We start from the raw sequence: 23879 nt of genomic DNA on the forward strand, positions 1-23879 counted from the left end.
CAACCTATGCCGTGGCCCTCACGCCCACCGGGCCGGATGCGGTGGCCAGCCGGCGCCTGCGCTTCGGCATGCCGAAGGTCGGGTGGACGATGCCCCACCCCGCGCCCTTGAGCACGCCCGACTTGAGCCGCGCGGCGGCCTTCCCGCCCAGATACCAGGACTTCGACCTGGCTTCCCCGTCCACCATCTGGAAGATGGCGTCCCGGCGTCCGAGGCTGATGTGGTTGCCGTAGTACTTCAGCCCGGAGACCGGGACGTCGCCGCCCGTCAGGCGCGCGATGATCGCGGCGGTCGCCTGCATGTTGGTGAAACCGGCCGAGGCGCAGGACATCGGCAGCGGCCGGCCGTTCTCGCCGATCGCATAGGCACAGTCACCGGCGGCGTAGACGTCCGGGTGCGAGACCGAGCGCATGGTGGGGTCGACGACGATCTGGCCGGTGTCGGCGACCTCGAGGCCGCTTGCGGCCGCGATGGGGTGCACGGCGAACCCGGCGGCCCACACCGTCACTTGGGCCGGGATGGACCTACCGTCGGCGGCGATCGCCCGTGTCGGGTCGACGGCTTCGATGTCGGTGTGTTCGTGGACGGTGATGCCGAGCCGGTCGATGGCCTGGCGCAGGTGGCGGCGGGCCTTCGGGGAGAGCCAGGCGCCCAGCTCACCGCGGGACGCGAGGGCGACGTCGAGGTCGGGCCGCGACTCAGCGAACTCGGTGGCGGTCTCGATGCCGGTCAGCCCCTCGCCGACGACCAGGACGGTGCCGCCTTCGCTCAGGCCCGCCAGGCGTTCGCGCAGTCTCAGCGCCGAGGACCGGCCGGCGACATCGAAGGCGTACTCGGCCACGCCGGGGACGCCGTGATGGGCGACGGAGCTGCCGAGCGCGTACAGAAGCGTGTCGTACGCGACCTCCCCGTCACCGTCCTCGCCGCTCACGGCGACGGTCCGGCGCTCGGGGTCGACGCCCGTCACACGCGCGAGGCGCAGCCGCACCCCGGTGCCGGCGAAGACGTCGGCGAGCTTGCGGACCGCGAGGTCCTGGCCGATCGCGAGCTGGTGCAGCCGCATCCGTTCGACGAAGTCGGGCAGGGCGTTGACGACGGTGATCTCGGTGTCGGCGGGCGACAGCCGGCGGGCCAGGTTTCCGGCGGCGAAGGCCCCGGCGTATCCGGCGCCGAGGACGACGATGCGGTGCTTCATGGCGTTGCTCCTGTCTCGTTCGAGCGTGCCCCTTGAACGAGATGGCGCCACGATTGCTGACAGGGGACGGGTGTGACGCCGGTCACCTGGCGAAGAGGGGGGCCTCAGCTTGCTGGATCTCCACTTTCCCCGTGATCGACGAGGCGTCCGGCGCGTGAACCGACCGGCATCGCGCTCAGGGATTGACGCAGAGGATCGTGATGGTGGGGACGAAGGTGCCGAGGAGGCTGAGCGCCCAGTACTGGGCGGGCCGGAGCTGGGTCCTGCGGGCGAAGGGGCGATTGACGGCCCACCAGAGGAAGCCACAGGCGACGACGGGGAGTCCGAAGCCGACGAGGACGATGCCGAGGCCGTCGTTCTCCTCCGGTGCGGGATGCGCCCAGGTCGCGACGGTGTAGTAGAGCAGGAAGAGCGGGACGACGGCTGGGCAGCCGAGCAGCAGGTTGATGCCGAAGGCGGTGTACCACCGTCCGCTCATGACGTCCTCACCCCCCGTGATCATCCACCGGGGACAGTAGCCGATGGCGGCTGTGCTCAGGGCAGCAGTACCTGGCGGGCTGCCCGGCGGGGGCCCGCCCGGCGGGGGCCGGTCAGCTGCCGGTGAGGCCCCGGCGGCTCGCGTTGACGCCGGCCTGGAAGCGCGAGTCAGCTTCCAGTGCCGTCATCAACTCGGCGACCCGTCTGCGATAGGTCCGTACGGACATGCCGACCCGGCGCGCTCCCACGGCGTCGGTGAGACCGGCCGCGAGTGCTTGCAGCACGGCGAGCGAGTCGGCGTCCAGGCCCTCGGTCTCGCGGCTCAGATAGTCCGCGAGAGGGGTACCGGCGTCCCACGTGGCACGCATCAGCGCGTGGACGCCCCCGACGAGAGCCGGTGCGGAGGTGATGGTGAACTCGCGGCCCCGGGCGCCGCTGCGCCCGGCCAGGATCATCACCCGGCGGTCGAGGATGATCGTCTCGTGCGGCAGCGTCGCGGCGCGGACCCGTACCTGCCCACCTGCGGCCGCGACGGCGAACAGGTGCAACCGCTGTTCCTCGTCGGCCAGTACGGCGGGGGTGTAGAGCTTGCGCACGACCATGCCCTCAGCGGTCCGCGGGCCGAGACGGCGCGCGATCGTCGCTCTGGCCTCGGGCCGCGACCAGGTGTGCAGGTCGTTGGCCGCGCAGAAGAACTCCCGCGTCGTCTCGCCGAACAACTGGGCGGTCCGCGCGACCAGCTCCTCCTCGCCGTGCACCGTCAGCGTCGTTTGGTCGGTCACCCTCCCAGTCTTCCTCACGATCGTGGCAACAGGTTGCCATCCGGTCCGTGGACGGCCCTCGCGGGGTGAGGCTGGGGACATGACCACACAGATCACGGCCGCTGCGAGCGGCCAGTTCACGCTCGGCGGCGACCTCCGCGTCAACCGGCTCGGCTTCGGCGCGATGCGGCTGGCGGCGGGCACTTTCACCGGACCGGCACGCGATCCCCGGACCGGTATCGAGGTGCTGCGGCAGGCAGTCGACGCGGGAGTCGACCACATCGACACGGCCGGCTTCTACGCTCGCGGCGACGTCAGCGCCAACGACCTGATCCGCAAGGCGCTCGCGCCCTACCCCGCCGATGTGCTGATCGCCACCAAGGTGGGTCCGCTGCGCGGCCCGGACGGCATGCCCACCGGCCAGGCCGGCCCCCAGCAGCTGCGGGAGCTGGTGACCGAGGACCTGCGCGCCCTCGGACTCGACCGGTTCGGCCTCGTATACCTGCGGGTCGGCGGGATGAGCGAGCCCGGTGGCGAGAGCGTGGCCGAGCGGTTCGCGGCGCTGGCGGAACTCCGCGACGAGGGGCTGATCCGTCACCTGGGGGTCAGCAATGTCGATGTCGCACAACTCGACGAGGCGCGGGGTATCGCGCCCATCGTCGCGGTGCAGAACCAGTACCACGTGCACCGTGCCGATGATGTGGCCGTACTCGCGCGCTGCGAGGAACACGACATCGCCTACGTGCCGTTCTTCCCGCTCGGCGGCGGCTTCGACCCGATCGAGCACGGCCGCCTCGCGGACGTCGCCGAACGGCACGGCGCGACGACCGCGCAGGTCGCGCTCGCCTGGCTGCTCGCGAGCTCACCGAACATGCTGGCCATCCCCGGCACCGGCTCCCCTGCCCACCTCACCGAGAACCTCGCGGCGGCGGGCCTGCGCCTCGACGCGGCCGACATCGCGGAGCTGGCGGGCTGACCGGCCCATGCAGCGCCGCACCGCCCCGTGGCCGGCCCGGGATTCCCGGACCAGCCACGGGGCGGGGTACGAGGCTCGTTCACCCCGTGGACGCTTGCCGCTTCCTCAGTGCCTCGCTGAGCGCCGCGCGCACCGGGCTCGCCAGCGGTTCGCCCTCGGTCGTCGCGATCAGCTCCTCCGCCACCGCGCGCAGTTTCGTGTTGGAGTGTTGCGACACCTCGACCAGGATCTCCCACGCCTCGTCGGCGGTGTACGGACCCAACGTCATCAGCATTCCCCGCGCCTGATCTATGGACGGGTGGGACTCCATGGCGCGATGAAGATCGTTGACCTCTGTGCGCAGCGCCTTGATCTCGGCGACCTCGTCCGCGCACTCGTCGTTGGGGGCCCGCTGCTCGGTGTCACAACGAGGCTTCAGGGCCGCTGTGTTGAGAGAGTCCGGTGAGGAAGCCACCCTCTCTGCCTCTCGTCTACTCGGCCTGCCTCTGTCGGGCCGGCAGGACCGCTGATGAGCCGAGCATCGCAGACTCTTCATACCTATGGCCATACTTTGCGATTCTGTGCATGCGGCAGCGCCGGTGGCTGTCTGTCCCAACCATCCGGCGCCTACGTCGCACAGCGCTGTGCTTACGCGGAGATCGGGTAGCCACCTGCATTGATCTCAAACGGGCGCAGCGCTCCCAGCTGTCCTAGGGCATGGGTTCGATGTCGCCTTCAAGACGCGTCTGGATGATCTGGGGGCGGTCCCAGAGGGCCAGGATCTTGTTGACGACGGCCACCGTGGGCAAGGGGTCCGGATCGCCGTGCACCTCGATGGCGGCGGCCGGCAGGCTGCGCGGGACAGCACCCGCGTCGAGCAGCACGCGCCACTCGGCCGGGCCGAGCCGCAGGAATTCCAACCCCACGGCAGGCGGCTCATCTCCGCCCACCACGTCTCGCGCCTCCCTGCGCAGACCGTACGGGGCGCCACTGGCAACGCAGGCAGTCGCGCCTGGCACCGTTGCGGGACGTCCGAGGTGGGCTCAGCGCTGGCGTGCGGGCCGTACGACGATCTCGTTGACGTCGATGTCGGCCGGTTGCGCCAGAGCGTAGGAGACGGCGGCCGCGATGGCGTCGGGTCCCATCGCGTGCGCCCGGTAGCTCCGCATGGCCTCGGCGGCGCCCGTTTCGGTGATGGTGTGGGCAAGTTCGGAGTCGACCACGCCGGGCGAGATGGTCGTGACCCGGATCGAGGGGTCCACCTCCTGGCGCAGGCCCTCGGTGATCGCCCAGGCCGCGTACTTGGTGCCGCAGTAGACGGCAGCGGTGGGGACGACCTCGTGGGCGCCGATGCTCGCGACCGTGACGAAGTGCCCCGACCCCTGTGCGGCGAACACGGGCAGCGCCGCGGCGATCCCGTGCAGCAGGCCGCGCACGTTCACGTCGATCATCCGGTCCCATTCGTCGACGAGCAGGGAGTCCAGCCGGGACAGCGGCATGACGCCGGCGTTGCCGATGAGGACGTCGACGCGGCCGTGGCGTTCGCGAGCGCCCTGGACGAAGGCCGCGACGTCGGCGCGGTCCGTCACGTCCAGTCGCACCGGCTCCAGGCCGCCGCCGGAGCGGGATGCCGCTTCGGCGGTGCTCTCGGCCAGTTCGTGCAGTCGGTCGGTGCGGCGCGCACCGGCCACCACCTGGTGTCCCTCGGTCACCAGTCGTGTGGCGACGGCCGCGCCGATGCCGCTGCTCGCGCCGGTGACGAGGATGACCTTGCGGTCGGTGGGCGCGGTGTATTCCGGTTGTTGTGTGGTCATGTCGTCGAGGCTGGCCCGGCCGGGGCGCCGGTGGGAGAGGCGGCGTTCTCCTGGGTGCGGCGCACCCAGGTACCGCGGCGGGCCCGGACCTAGCATGGGGGCATGGCACGCTCTGAGCTCGGCGCATACCTGACCTCCCGGCGCGCCCGCGTCACTCCCGCCGAGGTCGATCTCCCCGTCACGGGACACCGCCGGGTGCCGGGGCTGCGGCGCGAGGAGGTGGCCCTGCTCGCCGGGGTCAGCGCCGACTACTACGTACGCCTTGAGCAGGGACGGGAGCGCTCGCCCTCCGCGCAGGTGCTCGATGCCCTGGCCACCGCCCTGCGCCTCGACGAGGACGGCCGGCTGCACCTGTTCCGGGTGGCCGGGGTCGGTCCACGTGCCAGGGCGGCCGCGACAGCGGTCCGGGTCGAGCCGGGTCTGTCGGCCCTCATGGACGCCTGGCCGCACAATCCGGCCGTCGTCTACAACCGTGCGTACGACGTCCTCGCCTCGAACACGATCGCCGACGCGCTCTTTCACGGGTGGGCCCACTCGCGCAACCTCATGCATGTCGTGTTCACCGATCCCGCAGCCCGCGCCTTCTATCGCGACTGGTACGACGTCGCACGCAACTCCGTGGCCGGTTTCCGGCTCAACCACGGCGTGGCCCCCGACGATCCGCGGGTCCGGCAGGTGCTCGGTGAACTGCTGGAGCGCAGCCCGGAGTTCGTCGAGCTCTGGGCCCATCACGACGCCCGGGGCAAGGCGTTGGAGCGCAAGCGCTTCGCGCATCGCGAGGTGGGGCCGCTGACGCTGACCATGCAGACCTTCGACGTCCGCTCGGCGCCCGGCCAGGAACTCGTCGTCTACCACGCCGAACCGGCCTCTCCCAGCAGCCAGGCGCTCGCCCTGCTCGGCTCACTGGCTGCGACCACGCGCCAGGAGGCCTGAGCGACACCCTTGCGTACATGGCCAGAACACCGGCCCTTTTAGGGGGAGACCATCTCAACAGCGTCTCCTCGGGCGCGGATGCACGCTAGCGTCGCGGCAACGCAACTGTGCGGTGGGAGGGGCAGAGATGCGGCGCTCGGCTGGGCATGTCGCGCTGCTGCAACGGGTGGCTGACGTGCAGCGCGGCACCGATGGATGGGCCACGACAGGACCCGGACTCGATGAACGCACCACAAGTCCCCTGGTCAAACTCGGGCTGGCCCGGGTAGCGGCACACGAGGAACAGGCGGAGCTCTCCGCGAAGGCGGGCCGGCCCATCCGGTGGGCGGTGCAGCTGACGGCCGACGGCTGGGACGCACTCCTCTACGCGCAGGTACGCGCCGCTCCCCCGGTCGGCGAGGAACCAGCGCCGGGACTGCAGCAAGTGGGCCTGCGCCGCTCGGAGTTGGATGCCCTGCGTCGGTTCCTCGACCTACGCGGACAACTGCGTCACGGGCCCGCCCCGGGCCTGCGGTCGGCGGTGGAGTCGGCCCGCTTCAACGCAGCGTCCAACAGGTGGGTCGTCCATGTCAGCGGCGAGCAGATGCAGTCGATGGCCCGCGCGTTCTTTCTCGAACGGCTCCGCGGATCAGCGGCACCCGCCAACCGGTTCGCCCGTCTGTACGGGGTGAGCTATCCGCCCCCTCCGCCCCTCCTCGTCCCCGAGCTCAAAGGGGAGCGAGAATCATGAGGACCTCGTCGCGATCGTCGTCGGGGGCGAGCCGGAGCGCGGCGGGCCACCGGCCGACTTCCTGCCAGCCCAGGCGCCCGTAGAAGTCTTCGAGGCCGACATCGCCACGGGCGGCAAGGCGAAGCTGCTCAAGACCCATCTCGTCCCGGGCGATCCTTCGTACTTCGCGCATGAGGGCGATTCCGATGCCGCGTCCGCGTACGGCGGTGCGGGTCTGTACGTGGTGCAGGGTGCCCCAGTGCGCGATCAGCTCGAACCTGTCGCGGCGGACGTTGAGCCACCCCACGAGCGCGCCGTCCGCCGTTGCCGTCAGAAGCCGGCTGGTGTCCGGGGAAAGCCCGTCGATGATGCGATCGAGGGCCGGAGTCACGGTGGCGACATCGACCGGAGGGAACGGAAAGCCGGCCGCGCCACCCGCGTTGGTGACCTCGACCCAGCAGTCGGCGAGCGCGCGACGCAGTTGCCCGGTGACGTCGTCGGAAGTGGTGAGCTGCTGGAAGCTGAGGGAATCTGCGGCCATCCCGGGATCATGACATCCGCCTCTGACACCCCACATGGACGCGCTGCTCTGCCCGTCCGGGCAGCACGTAGGCTGACGCCCGGCCGGACGACGGAAGAAGGAGGCGGCCTCCCATGGGCGGGGATGTTCTGCGCTGGAGCGAGTACCGCAGCATGCCGTGGAAGAACGGCGGCGGTGTGACCCGGGAGGTCGCGTCGGGCACCGTGCGGGCGCCCCTCGCCGCGGAGGAGACCGCGGACGGGTTCGACTGGCGGGTGAGCATCGCGGACGTGGCCGCGGGCGGGCCCTTCTCGCGCTTTCCCGGGATCGACCGTGTGATCACCCTGGTCGAGGGCGAAGGCATGGTGCTGACCGTGGACGGCACCTCTCAGCTGGTGGAGCCGTTGAGCCCCTTCCCCTTCCCCGGCGACGCGACGACGGACTGCCTGCTGAAGGCGGGCGCGGTGCGCGACATGAACGTGATGACGCGCAGGGGCCACGCGACGGCAGAGGTGCGGATGATCCCCGTGGCTGCCGCACAGGGCGCGGAGATGGTGTGCGCCGAGGGCGAGATCCTGCTCGTCATGGCGGCCACCGAAGGGGTCACCGTCGGGGTGCCGGAGGGGCGCGAAACCTTGCTGGGCCGTCTCGACTGCGTACGGCACGAAGGTGCCGGGGTGCTGAGTCTGCGGGGCGAGGGCACCGTGGCCGGGATCAGGATCAGCCCGAGGCGCTGACGGCCGGTGCCCGCGCGTTGCTACGCGTCGACGACCCGCAGGGTTTTGATGGCGTCCCACCCGCGTGCGTCGAGTCTCTCCTGCAGCCCGAGTTCGGGGGCGGCGCGGATCACGAGACCCTGCGGTGGCCGGAGGTTGTTGGCGAGGGCCACGAGGATCTCCAGGGCGCTGTTGGCCAGGTAGTGGACCCCGGTCAGGTCGATGGTGATCTCTTGTGTGCTGCGGCTCTGTGCCGTCAGGGCCATGGCAAGGGCGCCCTTGTGCGCGCCCAGAACTTCCCCGAACAGACACACGCCCTCGGTGGCGGTCGATGGCACGATGAGGAGCTGATCGTCGGCGAAGTAGCCGCGCATGGAAAGTCCCGGATGCCGTGCACCGGTCGAGAGACAGCGGGGGTTCGAAGGGTGATGGGCCCACCTCGAAGGAGAACGGCGTCTCGCGGTGCCTCGTGACGGGTTCAGAGCCCCGCAGGTACAGCCGCTGACGAGTGGGGCCCACTCCAGGCCCGAGAGGTCGTCGGAACACCGCTGCCGCGCTGACGGCGAGCAGTCGTCCCACGGACTATGTCAGCAGGCTACTCATGTAATGACCCTGTCCGACAGACTCACGGCACATCCGCATATGTCGTGGCGCTGACGTTCGAGCCTCGCGGTGGCTTGTCGCTCTGGAGTGCGGGATATATAGGCTGCTCGTGTGGCCAGTACAGAGGAATCAGCGTTCAGCGGCAGTGCGGCGTCAGAGGGGGCTCCGGCTCAGGTGCCGACGGATCTGCAGTCATTCGCGGTGCATCTGCGGCGCATGAACGGCGAGCTCAATCGGCTGATCCATGGTTTCGCCGCCGGCCACGGCCTGCACGCCACGGACGTCCAGGCCCTCGCGGCGATCCTGGATTCGACTGATCCGCTCACTCCGGGGCGGCTGCGCGACCATCTGGGGCTGACGTCGGGCGCCGTCACCGCGTGCCTGGACCGACTCGAACGGGCGGGACACGTCCGCCGGTCGCGGGACAGCGAGGACCGCCGCGTGGTGCATCTGCATTACGCCCCCGGAGCCAAAGCGGCTGCGCGCACCTTCTTCCAGCCCCTCGCCGCAGCGACGGAGAACGCTCGCGTGCGGTTCAGCGAAGACGAACTCACCGTGGTGGTGCGCTTCTTGGCCGCCATGAATGAGGAGCTCTCCGAGCTGCGCGGCCGCCGGCGCTAGCTCCGCCCCTACCACTGCGGGCCGTCTTCGCCCGTCCGCGCCGAGACCTCTTCCGGTGTCGAACGTTTCACTGATCCACCCGCCGGGCACCCGTGCCGGACCAGATGTTTCAATCATTGAGATACTTAGCTATTGAAGCACCGTGTTCGCAAGGAGATCCATGTCCACACGTACGCGCCTGGCACGCTGGCTGGTCCCCGTGGTTCTGCTCGTCGCCTGGCTCGGCATCGGCGGGACGCTCGGGCCGTACGCCGGAAAGCTCGGCGAGGTCGCGACCAACGACCAAGCCGCCTTCTTGCCACAAAACGCGGAGTCCACACAAGTCATCGACGCGCAGCGGAAGTTCAAACAGGAGGAGACCCTCCCCGCGATCGTCGTCTGGACCGCGGACGGCGACAGGCAGGCCGGTGGAATCGAGGCCCAGAAGGATGCCGCCACCCGGACGCTGGCCTCTCTGAAGGACGCCAAGGGGATCGCCGGGCCCCCGTCCCCTGCCCTGCCCTCCAAGGACGGCCAAGCCCTGCAAGGGGTCGTCCCCCTGCGGACCGACCTCGGCGACAAGCTGGAAGCCACCCTGGCGGACGTCGAGAAGGCGGCGGCCGAGGTGCCGGGGACGGAGGTCAGGATCGCTGGCCCCGCGGCCAGTCAGGCCGACCTGTCCGACGCGTTCGGGGGCATCGACGGCCTGCTGCTCGGGGTCGCCCTGATCACCGTCCTGGTGATCCTGCTGCTCGTCTACCGCAGCCTGCTGCTCCCGCTGGTGATCATCATCGGGGCCGTCTTCGCCCTGGGCCTCGCCTGCGGCATCGTCTACGTGCTCGCCGACCACGACGTCGTACGCGTCGACGGCCAGGTCCAGGGAATCCTGTCCATCCTGGTCATCGGCGCCGCCACCGACTACGCCCTGTTGCTCACCGCACGCTTCCGCGAGGAACTCGCCGTCAGCCGCGACAGGTTCGCCGCCATGCGCTCGGCGCTGCGCCGCTCGCTCGGCCCGATCGTCGCGAGCGGGGCGACCGTCGCACTCGGACTGCTCGCGCTCCTGCTGAGCGACCTCACCAACAACCGCGCGCTCGGGCCCGTCGGAGCCATCGGCATCGTCTGCGCGGTGCTCAGCACGCTGACCTTCCTGCCCGCGGTCCTGATCCTCCTCGGCCGCGTGGCGTACTGGCCCGCCAAGCCCAGGTCGGCGACGGAGAAGTCCGCCGGACAGGGCGTGTGGACGCGCATCGCCTCGCTCGTCGACCGGGCGCCGCGCAAGGTCTGGGCCGCCACCCTCCTGGGCCTGCTCGTCTGCGCCGCCTTCGCCCCCTCACTCCAGTCCAAGGGCGTGCCCCTGAACGAGATCTTCGTCAACGACACGCCCTCGGTGGCCGCGCAGAAGACGCTCGGCAAGCACTTCCCCGGCGGCTCGGGCAACCCGGCCGTCGTGATCGCGGACGCGGACAGGGCCGAGCAGGTCACCGCCGCGGTCGAGCGCACCGAAGGGGTGTCATCGGCCGCCGCCGTGGGCGAGTCCGGCCGGCCCGGCGCGCGCGCTCTCGTCGTCGACGGCCGCGTACGGATCGACGCCACACTGGAGGACGCCGCCGACAGCGACGCGGCGAAGGCCACGGTGGCGCGGCTGCGCGACGCCGTTCACGCGGTGGACGGCGCCGACGCACTGGTCGGGGGGTACACCGCGCAGCAGTACGACACCCAGCGGACCGCCGAGGACGATCGCATGCTCATCGTCCCCGTGGTCCTGGCGATCATCCTGGTCATCCTCATCGGACTGCTCAGGTCGTTGCTCATGCCGGTCCTGCTGGTGGCGACGGTGGCACTCAACTTCCTTGCCACCCTGGGGGTTTCGGCCCTGGTCTTCCAGCACGTCCTGGGCTTCAGCGGCACGGACTCCTCCGTACCGCTCTACGGTTTCGTGTTCCTGGTGGCGCTCGGCGTGGACTACAACATCTTCCTGATGTCCCGGGTCCGCGAGGAGTCACTGCGCCACGGGGCGCGCGAAGGAGTGCTGCGCGGCCTGACCGCGACCGGCGGTGTCATCACATCGGCCGGGGTGGTGCTCGCGGCCACTTTCGCGGCCCTCGGCATCATTCCGCTGGCCTTCCTCGTCCAGATCGCCTTCATCGTCGCCTTCGGCGTCTTGCTGGACACCCTGGTCGTACGGTCGCTCCTGGTGCCGGCGCTGGTCCGCGACATCGGCCCGAAGGCGTGGTGGCCGGGGGTCCTCAGCCGTACGCGGCGCGACCAGGTGGGGTAGTCCAGGTCGCGCCGCGTGCCGGGGACGGCGGTCGGGTCAGGTGCCCGCCGACACCGGCGAGTTACTCCGGTCGCCCACCGAGTCCTGCGTCGCGGACTTCGGGATGGGCTGGTCGTGGCGCAGGGCGTTCCACACCCGGTGTGATGCCTTCTTCAGCGGCAGGACCCGCCCGGAGTCCTGGGAGTCGTAGGTGACGGGCATCGTGACCATGTTGGTGCGGTCGGGGCTGATGCCCTTCAGCTCCTTGGCCAGACCGAGGAGCTTGTCCGCGGAGGCCAGCTCGGAGTCCGCGCTGATGGTCTTGGTCGCGGTGTCCGCCAGGTCGTAGGACTTGGCGGGGCTGCCCAGCGGGTCGACGGTGTCGGCACGGTGGATCAGCGCCTTGATGAACGCCTGCTGGAGCTGGATGCGGCCCAGGTCGCTTCCGTCACCCACGCCGTGCCGGGTGCGGACGAGCTCCAGTGCCTCCTTGCCCTTGAGCGTGTGCTTGCCCGCGCTCAGGGCGAGTCCGCTGTTGGGGTCATGGATGGCCTTGCGGGTGGTGATGTCGACACCGCCGAGCTCGTCTATGAGCTTCTGGAAGCCCTTGAAGTCGACCTCGAGGTAGTGGTTCATGCGGACGCCCGACATCTTCTCGACCGTCTTCACAGTGCAGGCGGGGCCGCCCACCTGGTAGGACGAGTTGAACATGGCCTGCCGCGCACCGGGCGCCGTGCCGCCGTGCGGCTTGGCGCACTGGGGCCGCTTGACCATCGTGTCGCGCGGGATGCTGACGACCGAGGCCTTCTTGTGGGTCTTGTCGACGTGCAGGACCATCGCCGTGTCGGCGCGGGCTCCGCTGATGCCGCTGCCGTAGCGGCCGTGGGTTCCCGCCCGGGAGTCGGACCCGAGCAGGAGGATGTTCATCGAGCCGTCTTTCTGCTCGCTGGGCCGGTCCTTCCCCAGGGCGGCGTTCACGTCCGTGCCCTGGATGTTGCCGTTGAGGTGCTGCCAGGCGTAGGCGGCACCTCCTCCGCCGATCAGGACCAGCCCCAGCGCGCCCCACGTGGCGTACCGCAGGGTCTTCTTCTTCGGCTTGCGCCGGGAGCGCCGCACCCGCGGCGGCCCGTAGCCGGGCACTGCGGGGCCGTCGGCCGTGTGCGCCTGCTGCTCGTTGCTGCTCTCGTGCGGCATGCGCTGCCCCTTCTCTTTGACCGGTGCCTCAGTGGGTTCCTCGACCGGTGGCTCAGTAGGCGGAGTCGACGTTGTCGATCGAGCCGTACTTGTCGGCGGCGTAGTTCGCGGCCGCGGTGATGTTGGCGACCGGGTCGGTCAGGTTGTTCGGCGTGCCCTTGACGTGGTACGCGTCGAAGGTGGGCTGGATCACCTGGAGCAGACCCTTGGAGGGGGTGCCGTTCTGCGCGTTCACGTCCCAGCCGTTCTGGGCGTTCGGGTCGCCGGCGGACTCACGCATGATGTTGCGGTGCAGACCCTCGTAGGAGCCGGGGATGCCCTTGGACTTCATGATGTCCAGGGACTCCTTGATCCAGCCGTCGAGGTTGTCAGCGTAGTTCTTGTCGGCAGCGGCGGCCTGGGAGACCTTCTTGCTCGCGGCGGTCGGCTCGGCGGCCTGGGCCTGCGTGGGGACCAGCGTGAGGGCGGCGGCCGCGGCACCTGCGGTGGCGATACCGGCGACGGAGATCTTGCGCAGTCGGGTGATGCGGCCGGGCTTGGTCTGCGTCTGAGTAATGGCCATGCGGGGGTAACTCTCCAATGCGAAGTGTGTTGAGGAGGGACTCGGTCGATGCGGGCGATTTCACCCGATCGATCCCGGCTCTCCGGAACTTCAGCAAGGGTTAGCGGTGGCCGGAGCTGGGCGCAATGATGTGACGTACTACCCCGGTACGCAGGACGCCCCGGTCACGCACGGCGCAGGTGACTCCCGGCCCGCCGCTGACGGCCCCCATGGGCTACTACCGTCCTTAGCATGTGACGTGGCTCCTATGGGTGGGCTCACAGCCTGAGCGGTGTTTGGGCGGAACGCGGAGCGTGGAAATGGCATCGCTTGGGTAGCCGACCCGGCTCACCCCCCTGCCTCGCGCATCATCAGCGAAAGAGCAGGTCAGGCGGCCTCTGCGCGCCGCCGGGGCGGCTTCTGGCCGAGCAGGACGAGTGCACGCCGAAGGCGCGGGGTGAAGGCGGGGGTGAATGCCCCCAGGAGAGGCGCGGCACAAGCGCCGGCGTCGGCGTCCCGGGTGGGCGAGGTTGGCGCGACACGTGCATGCGAGGTCCCCGGAGGTCGGCCAGGGTGGCGACCTCACCGGCCCATCCCCTGGCCCTGGCCGACGCGCTTCCGGCCACTGCGGTGTCCGCCCCTGGGCGTGGCCACGGGTGCTCGCAGCCGCGGGCGCACCGGTGCACCTGGGGGTCTGATCTATGTCCGGGCCCCGTGGCATTGCTTCTCGGCTCGCTGCCGCTCATCGCGGGCCGCGGCTCCGTCCGCCGCGAGTCCCATCACCCCGCCTCCACGCCCTCGCCTACGTGGGGCTGCTCGGCCTGGTGACAGTGGCGACGGGACTCACGGCCTGACTGATGACCGTGTGGCGGAGACGGACGGACGGACGGATACCGCCGGGGCATCTCGGCTAACGGGAGGCGCCGAGCCAGTCCTCGTAGTGCGTGGACGCCAGACGCGCGCCGGGGCCCGCGATCAGCACGTCACCCTCGACCGCCGCGAACATGCCCGCCTTCTCGTCGGTGACGACGGCACGGGAGTCCTTCCGCGCCGACAGCGTCAGGCGGCCGAGCTCGTCGAGCGGGAAGACATCGGGGCCCGCGACGTCGAGCGTGCCGTTGAGCGGCGTGGCGGTGACGACGTCGGCGAGGGCCTGCACCACCTCGGCCGTCGCGATGGGCTGGACGCGCGTGGCGGGCAGCCGGACGCTCCGATCGTCCGCGGTCCAGGTCATGACCGCGTCCATGAACTCGAAGAACTGCGTGGCGCGCACGATCGAGTACGCGGCGGGGCCCTGTCGCAGCAGGTCTTCCTGGAGGGTCTTCGCGCGGTAGTAGTCCAGCTGCGGCACCTGGTCGACGCCGACGATGGAGAGGATGACCTGGTGACGGACGCCCGCGCGCTCCCCCGCTGCCAGCAGGTTCCCCGTGGTGGTGCGGAAGAAGTCCAGGGAGGCTTCGTCGAACGTGGGTGAGTTCGACACGTTGACGACCGTGTCCGCGCCCTTGAGCGCCTCGTCGAGGCCCGCGCCGGTGAGCAGGTCGAGGCCGGTCGACAGGGATGAGGCGACCACCTCGTGCCCCGCCTCCCGCAGCCGGGAGACGAGCTGGGAACCGATCAGTCCGGTGCCGCCGATGACCGTGATGTTCATGATCGAACCCTTCTGTGGTCCGAATGCGCCGAGCGACGCTAACTCGGATATCTGATGTCCGAGATAGTACTCGGATATCCTGTGTCCGAGTCAACTGGGAGGGTGCATGAAACTGTCCGGCGGCGTGGAATGGGCACTGCACTGCTGTGTGGTGCTGACCGCGGCAACCGAGCCGGTCCCGGCTGCCCGTCTCGCGCAGCTGCACGACGTCTCACCCAGCTATCTGGCCAAGCAGATGCAGGCCCTGTCCCGGGCGGATCTGGTGAAATCCGTCCAGGGCAAGACCGGGGGATACGTCCTGACCAGGACGGCGGCCGACATCTCGGTCCTGGACGTGGTGCAGGCCGTCGACGGAGCGAGCCCGGCGTTCACCTGTACCGAGATCCGTCAGCGGGGCCCTTTCGGGACGCCGCCGGAGGACTGCACCAAGCCATGTCCCATCGCCCGCGCCATGAGCGCGGCCGATGCCGCCTGGCGGGCGTCACTCCAGGCCGTGTCCATCGCTGATCTGGTCGGCTCGGTACAACATGACAGCGGGCCCCAGGCGCTGCCGGCCATCGGAGGCTGGCTCAACGCGGCGACCGGCTCCGAGGGCTGAGCAACGCCTGCGAGCGTCACGTCGGCCCGGCGCCCTGCCCCTGCCCCTTGCGCCACTCCACTTCCTCGGCCGTCAGCGGGGCCTGGATGCTGTACACGTCACCGACGCGCAGCTTGTCCGGCGTGCTGTACTCGCCGTAGGTGCCGATGACGGAAACGGACACGCGCGATTCGGGCTGCCAGAAGGTACGGAAGTACGGTGCGTTCGCCCGGAGTTCGGGGATCTCGAGCAGCGGGACCCAGCGCCGGTCCAGCAGGCGTCGCAGCTTGTCGAACCGGAGCCTGGGCGTGAAGCGCCCGTACCGGGCCCGGAGCACCCCGTTGGCGAGGGTGCGGTCCCGGTGGGCGAGTCTGTGCACCTGCAGGGTGAAGTGGTGGCCCGTCCACGGGTGTTCGGCCGAAGCGCGGTCCCAGAAGAACTCGGCGAGGCCGTAGTCACGGCACATGCTGCCGCGCCCGAAGACGTTCTCGGCGAAATCCGGACCCAGCACCCCGGTGACCCGCTCGGGCGAGCTCGTGGGGCCCACGCCGAGCACGGTGCCGGTGGTGACGACGTCGACGTAGAACGCCAGGGAGTGCGGGGTCAAAGCCTGATCCTCGATGCGGTGCGGCACGGTCCGGCACGGCGTCGGCCGTGACCCCCGGCCCGGCGCCGTGCTCGCGCTCACCGGCTGTCACCGGGGAGCGCGAGCACCTTCCCTCCGCACCTACAGGCGCGGGTTCGCGTTCCGGTTGCCCGCGGCCCTGAGGCCGGCGACCGTGAGCGCCACGACCAGCAGTGCGGCCAGCGTAGCGGCCACCGCCGTCAGCGTCGGGATCGGCGCTGTCACCCCGTCGGGCCGCAACACATAGGCCAGCGTCGTGGAATTGACCCGGTCGTCCACCAGGTGGCCCACGGTCAGCGCACCGGCGATCAACGCGCCCGCCAGGGCCACGATCGGCGACGCGCTCAGGCACAGTGCCACGCCCGCCAGCGCGCAGACGGCGGCGACTCCCAGGGCGGCGAAGAGGCCGACGGTGGACGCGTCGGACCAGTTCACCGGGAAGTGCGCCGCGGCGCAGATCAGGAGAAGCACGCCCGCCGTCCGACGCAGCCACAGCAGGGGCGTCTTGCCCTGTGCCGTCGCGGCCTCCGTGTCCTGCGTGGCCTCGGCGGCCGGGGCCTGTGCGGGCTGACCCGCGGCGCCGGCGGGCGGCGCGAGCGGCGCGGCCGGGGCCTTGGCCTCGGGGTTGTCGGCTTCCTTGTGCTCCCTGAGGCTGCCGATCAACTGCATCAGGTCCTCGACGGACCTGGTCGTGCCGGCGGCGTGCACCGCTTCGGCGCTGCTGTGCGCGTCGTGCGGCGGGCGGGACAGCAGATGGACGAGACGGCTCACCTCCGGGACGGGCCGTTCCTCGGCGGCGTGCCGAATGGCCTCGTCCATGTGGTCGGCCGGGTGTTCCGGCGGGCCGAGCAGTTCCACCAGGCGGGTGACGTCGTCGACGGAGCGAGCGACGGCGGCCAGGCGAAGCACCGAGGCGGCGGTCGTCACGCCGTCAGGCGACTGCTCCAGGAGGGTGACGAGGTCGACGACGTCGTCCAGGGGCCTGGACACCACGGCGACGCGTATGAGCTCTTCCACCGTGTCGTCGTGGAGGCTGGGCGCCACCTGTTCCGAGGGTGCGCCGTCGGTGCCGGGCGCCTCTCGCGGGGGCCCGTCGTCGTCGGCGTACGCGGCTCGCTCGGGCGGCACGTCCTGGGTGTCGTGGTCGAGTTCCTGCGGCCACGGGGCGGGCGGGTGGGCAGGTGGGGCGCCGAGCTGTGCGGTGCCCCAGTGAAGCGATGTCGACACCAGAGGTTCGCCGGTCCCGGAAGTGTCGCCCGCGGCAGAGAATGACTCAGCGGCCATTTTCGCTTCTCCATTCCAGCGGGACGTCCTCGTCCCGCACGTGATCGTGTCTCCCGTTCTATGCACGCTTCCTCCGCCCCGCCACCGGAAGGAGCCGCCCGGCGCAGCTGGACCGGCCCCTGCCGGCACCTTCCGCGGGCCCAAGGTGGACCTCACCCAGGCCGAGGACCGGACCCGACGTACACCCGTACGACCACGGTCGGGTTGCTGACACGAGGAGCAGGCCGCCACCCATGTCGCCGCGCGCGAGGTGCTGCGGTTCTGCGGACACGGCCCCGCCGTGCGTGCGGCCTGATCCTGCGCTATACGGTCGACCTCCCGAGCGGCAGGCCGCCGAGGCACTCGGCTGCTCGCCGCCCACCGTGAGGCACTGTGTTCGCAATTGACAGCAAAGGTGAACAGGCGCTGCCCCGACGGGAGTTGTCGGCGGCCACGGGTAGAGTGATCACATGAGCAATCGGGGGAACACACTCAAGGTCACAGCCGTACTGGTGCTGTCGGCGCTCGCGCTGACCGGCTTCAGCACGGGGCGCGGTCACGGCGGTGGCAGTCGCCACGGTGGCGGGGGTGGCGGGGGCGGCTGCAGCAGTTCGAGTCAGGACCACGACAGCTCGTCGTCGAGCAGCTCCGGGTCATCCGGCTCATCGGGGTCGACGACATCGGGTTCTGGTTACGACGACGATGACGATGCGTACGGCAGCAGCGGCGCCGGGAGCAGCACCAGCGGCGGCTCCTACAACCGACCGCCGACTCACGACTCCACGTCCTCCGGCTCCTCCAGTTCCTCCGGTGGCAGCCAACTGGACAACGCGAAGGTCAAGTTGGTGACGTGCGCGACCGAGAAGGCCCCGTACGCGACGGTCAAGGTCTCGAACGGCAACGCGAAGACGGGCCGCTTCTGGGTGTCGGTCACCTTCGTGGACGCGGACGGCGTCACGGTCATCGAGGAGAGCGAGGAGGTCAAGGTGTCCGGAAAGGGCAAGAAGACCACCCGGATCGAGATCGGCGGCGAGGGCCTGGCCGCCTCGGTCGCTCGCTGCGAACTCGACCCGCTGGCCGTCCCCGTCTCCGGCTGAGCCGCATAACGGCACGGACCCAGGCAGCATGAACCCGCACACCATGGAACCCCACCCGTGAACCCCCACGGCATGGGCCGGTCCGAGAACCCAGAGCTCTGGGCATACCTGGAATCGCTGCGCCTCGGCGAGATCCTCACCGGCAGGGTCGCGGCCATCGAGCGGTTCGGGGTGTTCGTCGCGCTGGACGACGGCCCCGCACACCCCGTCTTCCCCGGGGTCGGCTTCATCACCGTCCCCGAACTGTCCTGGCGCCGCATCGAAGCGGTGCAGGAGGTCGTCGAGGTCGGGCAGAGCGTCGCCTGCGAATTCCTCCAGTTCGACGACTGGAACCTGGAGGCCAGGCTGTCCCTGCGGGCGCTGCGCCCGGACCCTTTCCAGGAGTTCGCCGACCGCACGGCGGTAGGTGGGCGGCTGGAGGGGCGGGTCACCAAGCTGGTCCCGTTCGGGGCCTTCGTACGGGTTGCCGACGGCATCGAGGGGCTGGTCCACCTCACCGAACTCACGTGGACGCCGGTGGAGCGCCCGGAGGACGTGGTCCGGGTCGGCGACGAGATCTCCGTCGTCGCCACCGAGATCGACCGGGAACGCCGCCGGCTGGCCTTGTCCCTGCGCCAGGCCTCCCCTCCCGGGTGACGGGCCGGCCGGTCCGTCGTACGTCACTCGAAGCTGCGAGGGTGTGGTCATGAATTCCGCCTCGGGGAGTGAACCGGTCCGTCACCTGGACACCGGGCCGCCGCTGCCCCACTTCGCCGGCCGCATGCTGGTGGTCTGCCCGTCATGCCGCGGCCGTGCGGTCGTGGTTCCCCGGCCCGGGCTCCCGGCGCCTCGGTCCTCCACCGAGCTCGCCTTCCAGCCGAGGCGTCTGGCCTGCGGCGGGTGCGGGGCCGTCGCCGACTGGGAACCCGAGGTGCGCGGCGCCGGCCTGGTCGGTGCGGTACTCGGCGGCAGCGAGGACCCGTTCTTCCGGCAGCCGCTCTGGCTGCAGACCCGCTGCGTCGGCCGGGTCCTGTGGGCCTACGACGAAGAGCACGTCGACGCGTTGTCCGCCTACATCGGCGCCCACTTGCGCGAGCGTGCCGGGCAGCGGCCGACCAGAGCGATGTTCGCGCGGCTGCCCTCATGGATGAAGAGGTCGGAGCATCGTGCCGACGTCCTTGCCGGTCTGCGCACGCTGCGAGCACTGGCCGAGCGATCGGCACCCGCGGACCGCTCCGATGCCGCGCATGAGCGAGGTGACCGGCCCCGAGATCACCGGAGCATGTACTTCCGGGGCGGCCCCTACTGACCGCGGTCGCCGTGAGGGCCCGCCTCGCACAAGGACCACAGCGTGCGCCCCGCGCGGGCGAGCTCCCCTCTCCCCCGACGGGACGCACTCCCTCGACAGGCACCCAGGGGTGCGGGAGCCCCCCTGTTCGGGACGGTGCCCGGAGGGCCTGGGAACCCTCTCGTGCGGCGTTCCCGGCTTTGGCCGCCCAAATCACGCTCAGGGGCGCCAGTTGAGGTGATTCTTCCTCTCCGATCGGGCCCGGGACGCAAGCACCGTGGTAACTTCCGTATACAAGGTGTATGCGATCTCTGGGGGTAGTGGTGGCTTCGGGTCGGGAGAAGGCGTACGCGTACCTCAAGGAGACGGTGCTGACGGACCCGGCGATGCAGGGCGAGTTCCTCTCCGAGCAGGACATCGCCGATCGCATCGGAGTCTCGCGCACCCCGATCCGCGAGGCATTGCTTCTGCTGGCCGCCGAAGACCTCGTCGAGTTGGTGCCCAAGCGCGGGGCGCGGGTGGCGCCGCTGTCCGGTCGCGAGATCACCGAGTTGATGCAACTCCGTGGGATCGTCGAGCGGTACGCGGCGCAGCACGTCATCGGCACGGGGCAGGCGCCGGTGCGGGAGTTGGGCGCGTGCCTGGAGCGGCAGCGTGCGCTGAGCGGACCGGACCAGGCCAAAGAGTTCATCGACGTGGATCACCTCTTCCACTCCTCACTCGTGTCGGCCGTGGGCAACACCCTGCTCGACCGGCATTACGAAGGGCTGCGCAGCCGCCAGGTGCGGGCCGGTGTGGTGGCTCTCTACAACCAGCAGGGCCGCCAGGAAGCGGTGCTCGACGAGCACAGTGCGATCGTGGACGCGCTCGCGGCCGGTGACGCGCAGGCAGCCTGCGCCGCCATCGACAGTCACCTGGAGTCGACCCTGAAGGTGCTGCTCGCCGGATAAGCAGGCGCGGTTGCGGGGCTTCGGGCCTCTCCCTGCCGGGCCGTGGCTCAGGCGGAAGCCTTGCTGCCGAACGGCCCGGCGGGAAAAGGGAATTGCGGGCCCGGGCCTCTCAGCGCGGCTCCCCCAGCCGCCGGTTGGCCAGCACCGGGATGTTCTTGCGGACGGCCGCGACCTCGTCGGCGTCCACCTCGACCACCGTGAGTTCGGGCTCTGCTCCCAGTCGACGGCGTACGGTCCCGTCAGGTCCGACGAGCATGCTGTGCCCCACTCCGGTGGGCGCCGCGCCGCCGGTCGCCCCTCCCCCGGCCGCGGCGGGGTCGGCCTGGTCGACGGCCGCGACCCACAGCGTGGCGTCCAGGGCACGGGCCCGCACCAGCAGCTCCCACTGATCGATCTTGCCGGGGCCCGCACCCCAGGAGGCCGCCAGCAGGGTCGCGGTGGCCCCCGCGTCGGCGTGGGCCCGGAACAGCTCCGGGAACCGCACGTCGTAACACGTGGCCAGGCCCAGGCGTACGCCGTCCACGTCGATGGTCACCACACGCGATCCGGCGGCCACGGTGTCGGACTCGGCGAAGCCGAACGCGTCGTAGAGATGGATCTTGTCGTACGTCGCCTCGACACCGCGTCCGGTGGCCAGCAGGGTGTTGGTGACCCTGCCGTCGGGGGCCGGGGTGAAGAGGCCCGCGACGACGGTGATGCCGGCTGCCTCGGCGATGGCGCGGACCGCGTTGGCCCAGGGTCCGTCCAGGGGTTCGGCGAGCGGTGCCAGCGGCGTGCCGAAGCAGGCCATCGACGCCTCGGGAAAGACGACGACGTCCGCGCCGGTATCCGCCGCACGTGAGGTCCATTCCTTGATGAGGGCGAGGTTCTTGTCCGGCTCGGGGCCGGTCGTCAGCTGACTCAGCGCGATGCGCACGGTGGGCTGCCTTTCGGAGTCGGGGGAACGTCGGGAGGGTGCTTGGCTCTGTTCTTTCGTGTTACGGGACACGAGCTGCCGGAGCGGCCTCTGGTGCGACCGTACCGGCGAGCAGCTCGTCCTCCTTCTCGGCGTGGGCGGAGTCCCTGCCCAGACAGAGACCGATGAGGGTGACGGCAGCCGCGACGGCGAGGTAGAGCGCCAGCGGGACCCAACTGCCGTACGAGCTGAGCAGAGCGGTGAACAGCAGTGGGGCCACCGCTCCACCGATGAGGCCCGCGAGGGTGTAGGCGAGCGAGGACCCCGTATACCGCAGACGGGGTGAGAACTGCTCGGCGACGAACGCCGCTTGCGGGCCGTACATGAAGGAGTGGATGGCAAGGGCCACCACGACACCGCACACCAGCAGGAACCAGCTGCCGCCGTCGACCACGAGGAAGAAGACGAACGGCCACACCCCTGCGGCGAGAGCGGAAACGCCGTACAGCAGACGCCGGTTGACCCGGTCGGACAGCGCCCCGGCCAGCGGGATGAGGAAGATTTGCAGGGAGGAGCCGACCAGGACGGCGGTCAGGGCGGAGCCGCGCGTCATGCCCAGTTCGTCGGTGGCGTAGGTGAGGACGAACACGGTGAACATCGCGTACAGCACATCGGGGGCGACCCGGCTGAGGATCGCGGCGCACAGGGCGCGGGGCTGGGTGGTGAAGACCTCCCGGATCGGGGCCTGCGGCCGGGACTCCTCGGCTTCCATCGCCTTGAAGACGGGGGTCTCCTCCAGCTTCGCCCGGATCCACAGGCCGAAGGCGACCAGCGCGCCCGAGAGCAGGAAGGCCACGCGCCAGCCCCAGGACAGGAACTGTTCCTCGGTGAGCAGCACGCCCAGGGCGGCCAGCACGCCGTTGGCCAGGAGGTTTCCGGCGGGCGGCCCGATCTGGGCGGCCGAGGCGTAGAAGCCGCGGCGGCGGGGGTCACCGAACTCACTGGACAGCAGGACGGCCCCGCCCCACTCGCCGCCGACCCCGACGCCCTGCGCGAACCGCAGCAGGACCAGGCCGATGGGGGCGATGATGCCCGCCGTGCCGTAGGTGGGCAGGACGCCGATCAGGAACGTGGCCGCGCCGATGAGGACCAGGGTGGCGATGAGGACCTTCTTGCGGCCGATGACGTCACCGAGGCGGCCGAAGACGAAGCCGCCGAGCGGGCGTGAGACGTACCCGACGGCGTAGGTGGAGAACGCCAGGAGCGTGCCGGTGAGGGGGTCCTCCGAGGGGAAGAAGAGGTCGCCGAAGACGAGGGCCGCGGCGGCGGAGTAGACGGCGAAGTCGTACCACTCCAGAGCGGTCCCGGTGAGGCTGGCGAAGAAGGCCCGGCGGATGCCGGGGCGGTCCGGTGCGACCGCCGGTGGGCCCTGTGGGGTGTGCTGCATGCTTCCCGATCCTTGCGTCGAGGGGACATCGACCTTCCGGCATACTTCTTGTATACAGGTCGTATGCGCAACCCCCGCGCCAGAAGTTGACCGTGTCGAGACCCACCCCTTTGGAGTGCCCATGGCCGTGCTGACCTTCGAACTGCCCGACGGCTCCGTCCGTGACGTCGACGTCGTGCAGGTGCTCAACGCCGGATACGCCGGGCGCAGGCAGGCCGATGTCGCCGCGCACGTCGCCGAACTCGCCCAACTCGGGGTGCCCGCACCGTCGGTGACCCCGGCCCTCTACCCCGTCTCGCCCTACCTCGCCCAGCAGACCGACCGGGTCGCCGCCCCGCACGCACACACCTCGGGCGAGGCCGAGTGGGCGCTGGTCGTCGCGGACGGCGGTGAACTGCTGCTGACCGCCGCCTGCGACCACACCGACCGCGACCTGGAGGTCCACGGCGTGGCCTGGAGCAAGAACGCGGCTCCCGATGTCCTGGCCCGCCAGGCCTGGCTCCTGAGCGACGTCGAGTCACGCATCGACGAACTGACCCTGCGCGCCTGGGTCACCCACGCCGACGGCCGGGAGACCGAGATCCAGCACGGCACGCTCGCCGAACTCCTCACGCCCGGCTACTGGACCGGCGTACTGCGCGAGCGGGGCAACCTGACTCCGGGCACCGTCCTGATCTCGGGCACCATCCCCATGGCCGAGGGCGTGGACCAGTTCGCCGAGGGGTGGCGCGTGGAGCTGGGCGACCCCGCCACCGGCAATACGATCCGGCTCGCCTACCAGGTGGTTCCGCTGCCGGAGCCCATCGGCTGAGCGTGCGCGCCCGCGGCG

Annotated in this window: 27 protein-coding genes; 12 read left to right on the forward strand and 15 right to left on the reverse strand. The window is 70.5% G+C overall.

What is annotated here, in order from left to right; all coding sequences use genetic code 11:
• Positions 1 to 4 precede the first annotated feature (4 nt).
• The 3 genes from ACWGIH_RS35085 to ACWGIH_RS35095 form a co-directional block, all read right to left on the reverse strand.
• On the reverse strand, positions 5 to 1195 hold the full coding sequence (locus ACWGIH_RS35085; protein WP_453449747.1) for an NAD(P)/FAD-dependent oxidoreductase: 1191 nt from the start codon (positions 1193 to 1195) through the stop codon (positions 5 to 7).
• Positions 1196 to 1370: 175 nt separating this feature from the next.
• Positions 1371 to 1673 carry a hypothetical protein gene (locus ACWGIH_RS35090; protein ID WP_453449746.1) on the reverse strand — a complete coding sequence of 101 codons (303 nt, stop codon included), beginning with the start codon at positions 1671 to 1673 and terminating at the stop codon, positions 1371 to 1373.
• A gap of 112 nt (positions 1674 to 1785) precedes the next feature.
• Positions 1786 to 2454 (reverse strand): DNA-binding response regulator, encoded by a 669-nt coding sequence (locus ACWGIH_RS35095; protein WP_453449745.1) that lies wholly within the window; start codon positions 2452 to 2454, stop codon positions 1786 to 1788.
• A 79-nt stretch (positions 2455 to 2533) separates the two neighbouring features.
• Here ACWGIH_RS35095 and ACWGIH_RS35100 point away from each other — a divergent pair, with 79 nt between their 5' ends.
• Complete coding sequence (locus ACWGIH_RS35100) at positions 2534 to 3409, forward strand: oxidoreductase (RefSeq protein WP_453449744.1); 876 nt, start codon at positions 2534 to 2536, stop codon at positions 3407 to 3409.
• Positions 3410 to 3488: 79 nt separating this feature from the next.
• On the opposite strand, the gene ACWGIH_RS35105 is transcribed toward ACWGIH_RS35100, so the two are convergent.
• From ACWGIH_RS35105 to ACWGIH_RS35115, 3 genes are all read right to left on the reverse strand, one after another.
• On the reverse strand, positions 3489 to 3863 hold the full coding sequence (locus tag ACWGIH_RS35105) for an ANTAR domain-containing protein (RefSeq protein ID WP_453449743.1): 375 nt from the start codon (positions 3861 to 3863) through the stop codon (positions 3489 to 3491).
• Positions 3864 to 4098: 235 nt separating this feature from the next.
• Positions 4099 to 4314: a hypothetical protein gene (locus tag ACWGIH_RS35110; RefSeq protein ID WP_453449742.1), complete on the reverse strand. Its 216-nt coding sequence runs from the start codon at positions 4312 to 4314 to the stop codon at positions 4099 to 4101.
• A gap of 117 nt (positions 4315 to 4431) precedes the next feature.
• Positions 4432 to 5202, reverse strand: coding sequence for an SDR family oxidoreductase (locus tag ACWGIH_RS35115; protein ID WP_453449741.1), 771 nt, complete (start codon positions 5200 to 5202; stop codon positions 4432 to 4434).
• Between the two features lie 102 nt (positions 5203 to 5304).
• Here ACWGIH_RS35115 and ACWGIH_RS35120 point away from each other — a divergent pair, with 102 nt between their 5' ends.
• The gene (locus ACWGIH_RS35120; RefSeq protein ID WP_453449740.1) at positions 5305 to 6135 is read left to right on the forward strand and encodes a helix-turn-helix domain-containing protein; all 831 of its coding nucleotides are present in this window, start codon (positions 5305 to 5307) and stop codon (positions 6133 to 6135) included.
• A 127-nt stretch (positions 6136 to 6262) separates the two neighbouring features.
• Positions 6263 to 6865 carry a DUF6417 family protein gene (locus ACWGIH_RS35125; RefSeq protein ID WP_453449739.1) on the forward strand — a complete coding sequence of 201 codons (603 nt, stop codon included), beginning with the start codon at positions 6263 to 6265 and terminating at the stop codon, positions 6863 to 6865.
• On the opposite strand, the gene ACWGIH_RS35130 is transcribed toward ACWGIH_RS35125, so the two are convergent.
• Positions 6843 to 7385 (reverse strand): N-acetyltransferase family protein, encoded by a 543-nt coding sequence (locus ACWGIH_RS35130; RefSeq protein ID WP_453449738.1) that lies wholly within the window; start codon positions 7383 to 7385, stop codon positions 6843 to 6845. The genes ACWGIH_RS35125 and ACWGIH_RS35130 overlap by 23 nt on opposite strands.
• A 113-nt stretch (positions 7386 to 7498) precedes the next feature.
• On the opposite strand from ACWGIH_RS35130, the gene ACWGIH_RS35135 reads away from it, so the two are divergent.
• Positions 7499 to 8101 (forward strand): HutD/Ves family protein, encoded by a 603-nt coding sequence (locus ACWGIH_RS35135; RefSeq protein ID WP_453449737.1) that lies wholly within the window; start codon positions 7499 to 7501, stop codon positions 8099 to 8101.
• 20 nt (positions 8102 to 8121) lie between these two features.
• Here the strand turns inward: ACWGIH_RS35135 and ACWGIH_RS35140 are convergent, their stop codons facing one another.
• Positions 8122 to 8454, reverse strand: a complete 333-nt coding sequence (locus ACWGIH_RS35140; protein WP_453449736.1) for a hypothetical protein — start codon at positions 8452 to 8454, stop codon at positions 8122 to 8124.
• Positions 8455 to 8794: 340 nt separating this feature from the next.
• Between ACWGIH_RS35140 and ACWGIH_RS35145 the strand changes: the two genes are divergently transcribed.
• Positions 8795 to 9304 (forward strand): MarR family winged helix-turn-helix transcriptional regulator, encoded by a 510-nt coding sequence (locus ACWGIH_RS35145; RefSeq protein ID WP_453449735.1) that lies wholly within the window; start codon positions 8795 to 8797, stop codon positions 9302 to 9304.
• 160 nt (positions 9305 to 9464) lie between these two features.
• The gene (locus tag ACWGIH_RS35150; protein WP_453449734.1) at positions 9465 to 11564 is read left to right on the forward strand and encodes an MMPL family transporter; all 2100 of its coding nucleotides are present in this window, start codon (positions 9465 to 9467) and stop codon (positions 11562 to 11564) included.
• Positions 11565 to 11600: 36 nt separating this feature from the next.
• Here ACWGIH_RS35150 and ACWGIH_RS35155 read toward each other — a convergent pair whose 3' ends face one another.
• The 3 genes from ACWGIH_RS35155 to ACWGIH_RS35165 form a co-directional block, all read right to left on the reverse strand.
• Positions 11601 to 12737, reverse strand: a complete 1137-nt coding sequence (locus ACWGIH_RS35155) for an LCP family protein (protein WP_453449733.1) — start codon at positions 12735 to 12737, stop codon at positions 11601 to 11603.
• Between the two features lie 52 nt (positions 12738 to 12789).
• Positions 12790 to 13299, reverse strand: coding sequence for a transglycosylase SLT domain-containing protein (locus tag ACWGIH_RS35160; protein ID WP_453449732.1), 510 nt, complete (start codon positions 13297 to 13299; stop codon positions 12790 to 12792).
• Positions 13300 to 14188: 889 nt separating this feature from the next.
• The gene (locus tag ACWGIH_RS35165; protein ID WP_453449731.1) at positions 14189 to 14929 is read right to left on the reverse strand and encodes an SDR family oxidoreductase; all 741 of its coding nucleotides are present in this window, start codon (positions 14927 to 14929) and stop codon (positions 14189 to 14191) included.
• Between the two features lie 106 nt (positions 14930 to 15035).
• Here ACWGIH_RS35165 and ACWGIH_RS35170 point away from each other — a divergent pair, with 106 nt between their 5' ends.
• Positions 15036 to 15527: an RrF2 family transcriptional regulator gene (locus tag ACWGIH_RS35170; protein WP_453449730.1), complete on the forward strand. Its 492-nt coding sequence runs from the start codon at positions 15036 to 15038 to the stop codon at positions 15525 to 15527.
• A gap of 16 nt (positions 15528 to 15543) precedes the next feature.
• Here ACWGIH_RS35170 and ACWGIH_RS35175 read toward each other — a convergent pair whose 3' ends face one another.
• Together ACWGIH_RS35175 and ACWGIH_RS35180 are read right to left on the reverse strand one after the other, a co-directional pair.
• Positions 15544 to 16113, reverse strand: coding sequence for a hypothetical protein (locus ACWGIH_RS35175; protein ID WP_453449729.1), 570 nt, complete (start codon positions 16111 to 16113; stop codon positions 15544 to 15546).
• Positions 16114 to 16233: 120 nt separating this feature from the next.
• A complete protein-coding gene (locus tag ACWGIH_RS35180; RefSeq protein ID WP_453449728.1) occupies positions 16234 to 17415 on the reverse strand; it encodes a hypothetical protein in 1182 nt (393 codons plus the stop codon).
• A gap of 449 nt (positions 17416 to 17864) precedes the next feature.
• Between ACWGIH_RS35180 and ACWGIH_RS35185 the strand changes: the two genes are divergently transcribed.
• From ACWGIH_RS35185 to ACWGIH_RS35200, 4 genes are all read left to right on the forward strand, one after another.
• Positions 17865 to 18491 carry a hypothetical protein gene (locus ACWGIH_RS35185; RefSeq protein ID WP_453449727.1) on the forward strand — a complete coding sequence of 209 codons (627 nt, stop codon included), beginning with the start codon at positions 17865 to 17867 and terminating at the stop codon, positions 18489 to 18491.
• A gap of 57 nt (positions 18492 to 18548) precedes the next feature.
• Positions 18549 to 19127, forward strand: a complete 579-nt coding sequence (locus ACWGIH_RS35190; RefSeq protein ID WP_453449726.1) for a S1 RNA-binding domain-containing protein — start codon at positions 18549 to 18551, stop codon at positions 19125 to 19127.
• 49 nt (positions 19128 to 19176) lie between these two features.
• On the forward strand, positions 19177 to 19779 hold the full coding sequence (locus tag ACWGIH_RS35195) for a hypothetical protein (protein WP_453449725.1): 603 nt from the start codon (positions 19177 to 19179) through the stop codon (positions 19777 to 19779).
• A gap of 281 nt (positions 19780 to 20060) precedes the next feature.
• Positions 20061 to 20708: a GntR family transcriptional regulator gene (locus tag ACWGIH_RS35200; protein WP_453449724.1), complete on the forward strand. Its 648-nt coding sequence runs from the start codon at positions 20061 to 20063 to the stop codon at positions 20706 to 20708.
• Positions 20709 to 20817: 109 nt separating this feature from the next.
• Here the strand turns inward: ACWGIH_RS35200 and ACWGIH_RS35205 are convergent, their stop codons facing one another.
• Positions 20818 to 21624 (reverse strand): carbon-nitrogen hydrolase family protein, encoded by an 807-nt coding sequence (locus ACWGIH_RS35205; protein ID WP_453449722.1) that lies wholly within the window; start codon positions 21622 to 21624, stop codon positions 20818 to 20820.
• Between the two features lie 61 nt (positions 21625 to 21685).
• Entirely contained in the window at positions 21686 to 23050 is a 1365-nt protein-coding gene (locus ACWGIH_RS35210) for an MFS transporter (RefSeq protein ID WP_453449721.1), read from the reverse strand.
• Positions 23051 to 23171: 121 nt separating this feature from the next.
• Between ACWGIH_RS35210 and ACWGIH_RS35215 the strand changes: the two genes are divergently transcribed.
• A complete protein-coding gene (locus ACWGIH_RS35215; RefSeq protein WP_453449720.1) occupies positions 23172 to 23861 on the forward strand; it encodes a DUF2848 domain-containing protein in 690 nt (229 codons plus the stop codon).
• Positions 23862 to 23879 lie beyond the last annotated feature (18 nt).

The organism is Streptomyces sp. NPDC054872, assembly GCF_053610705.1.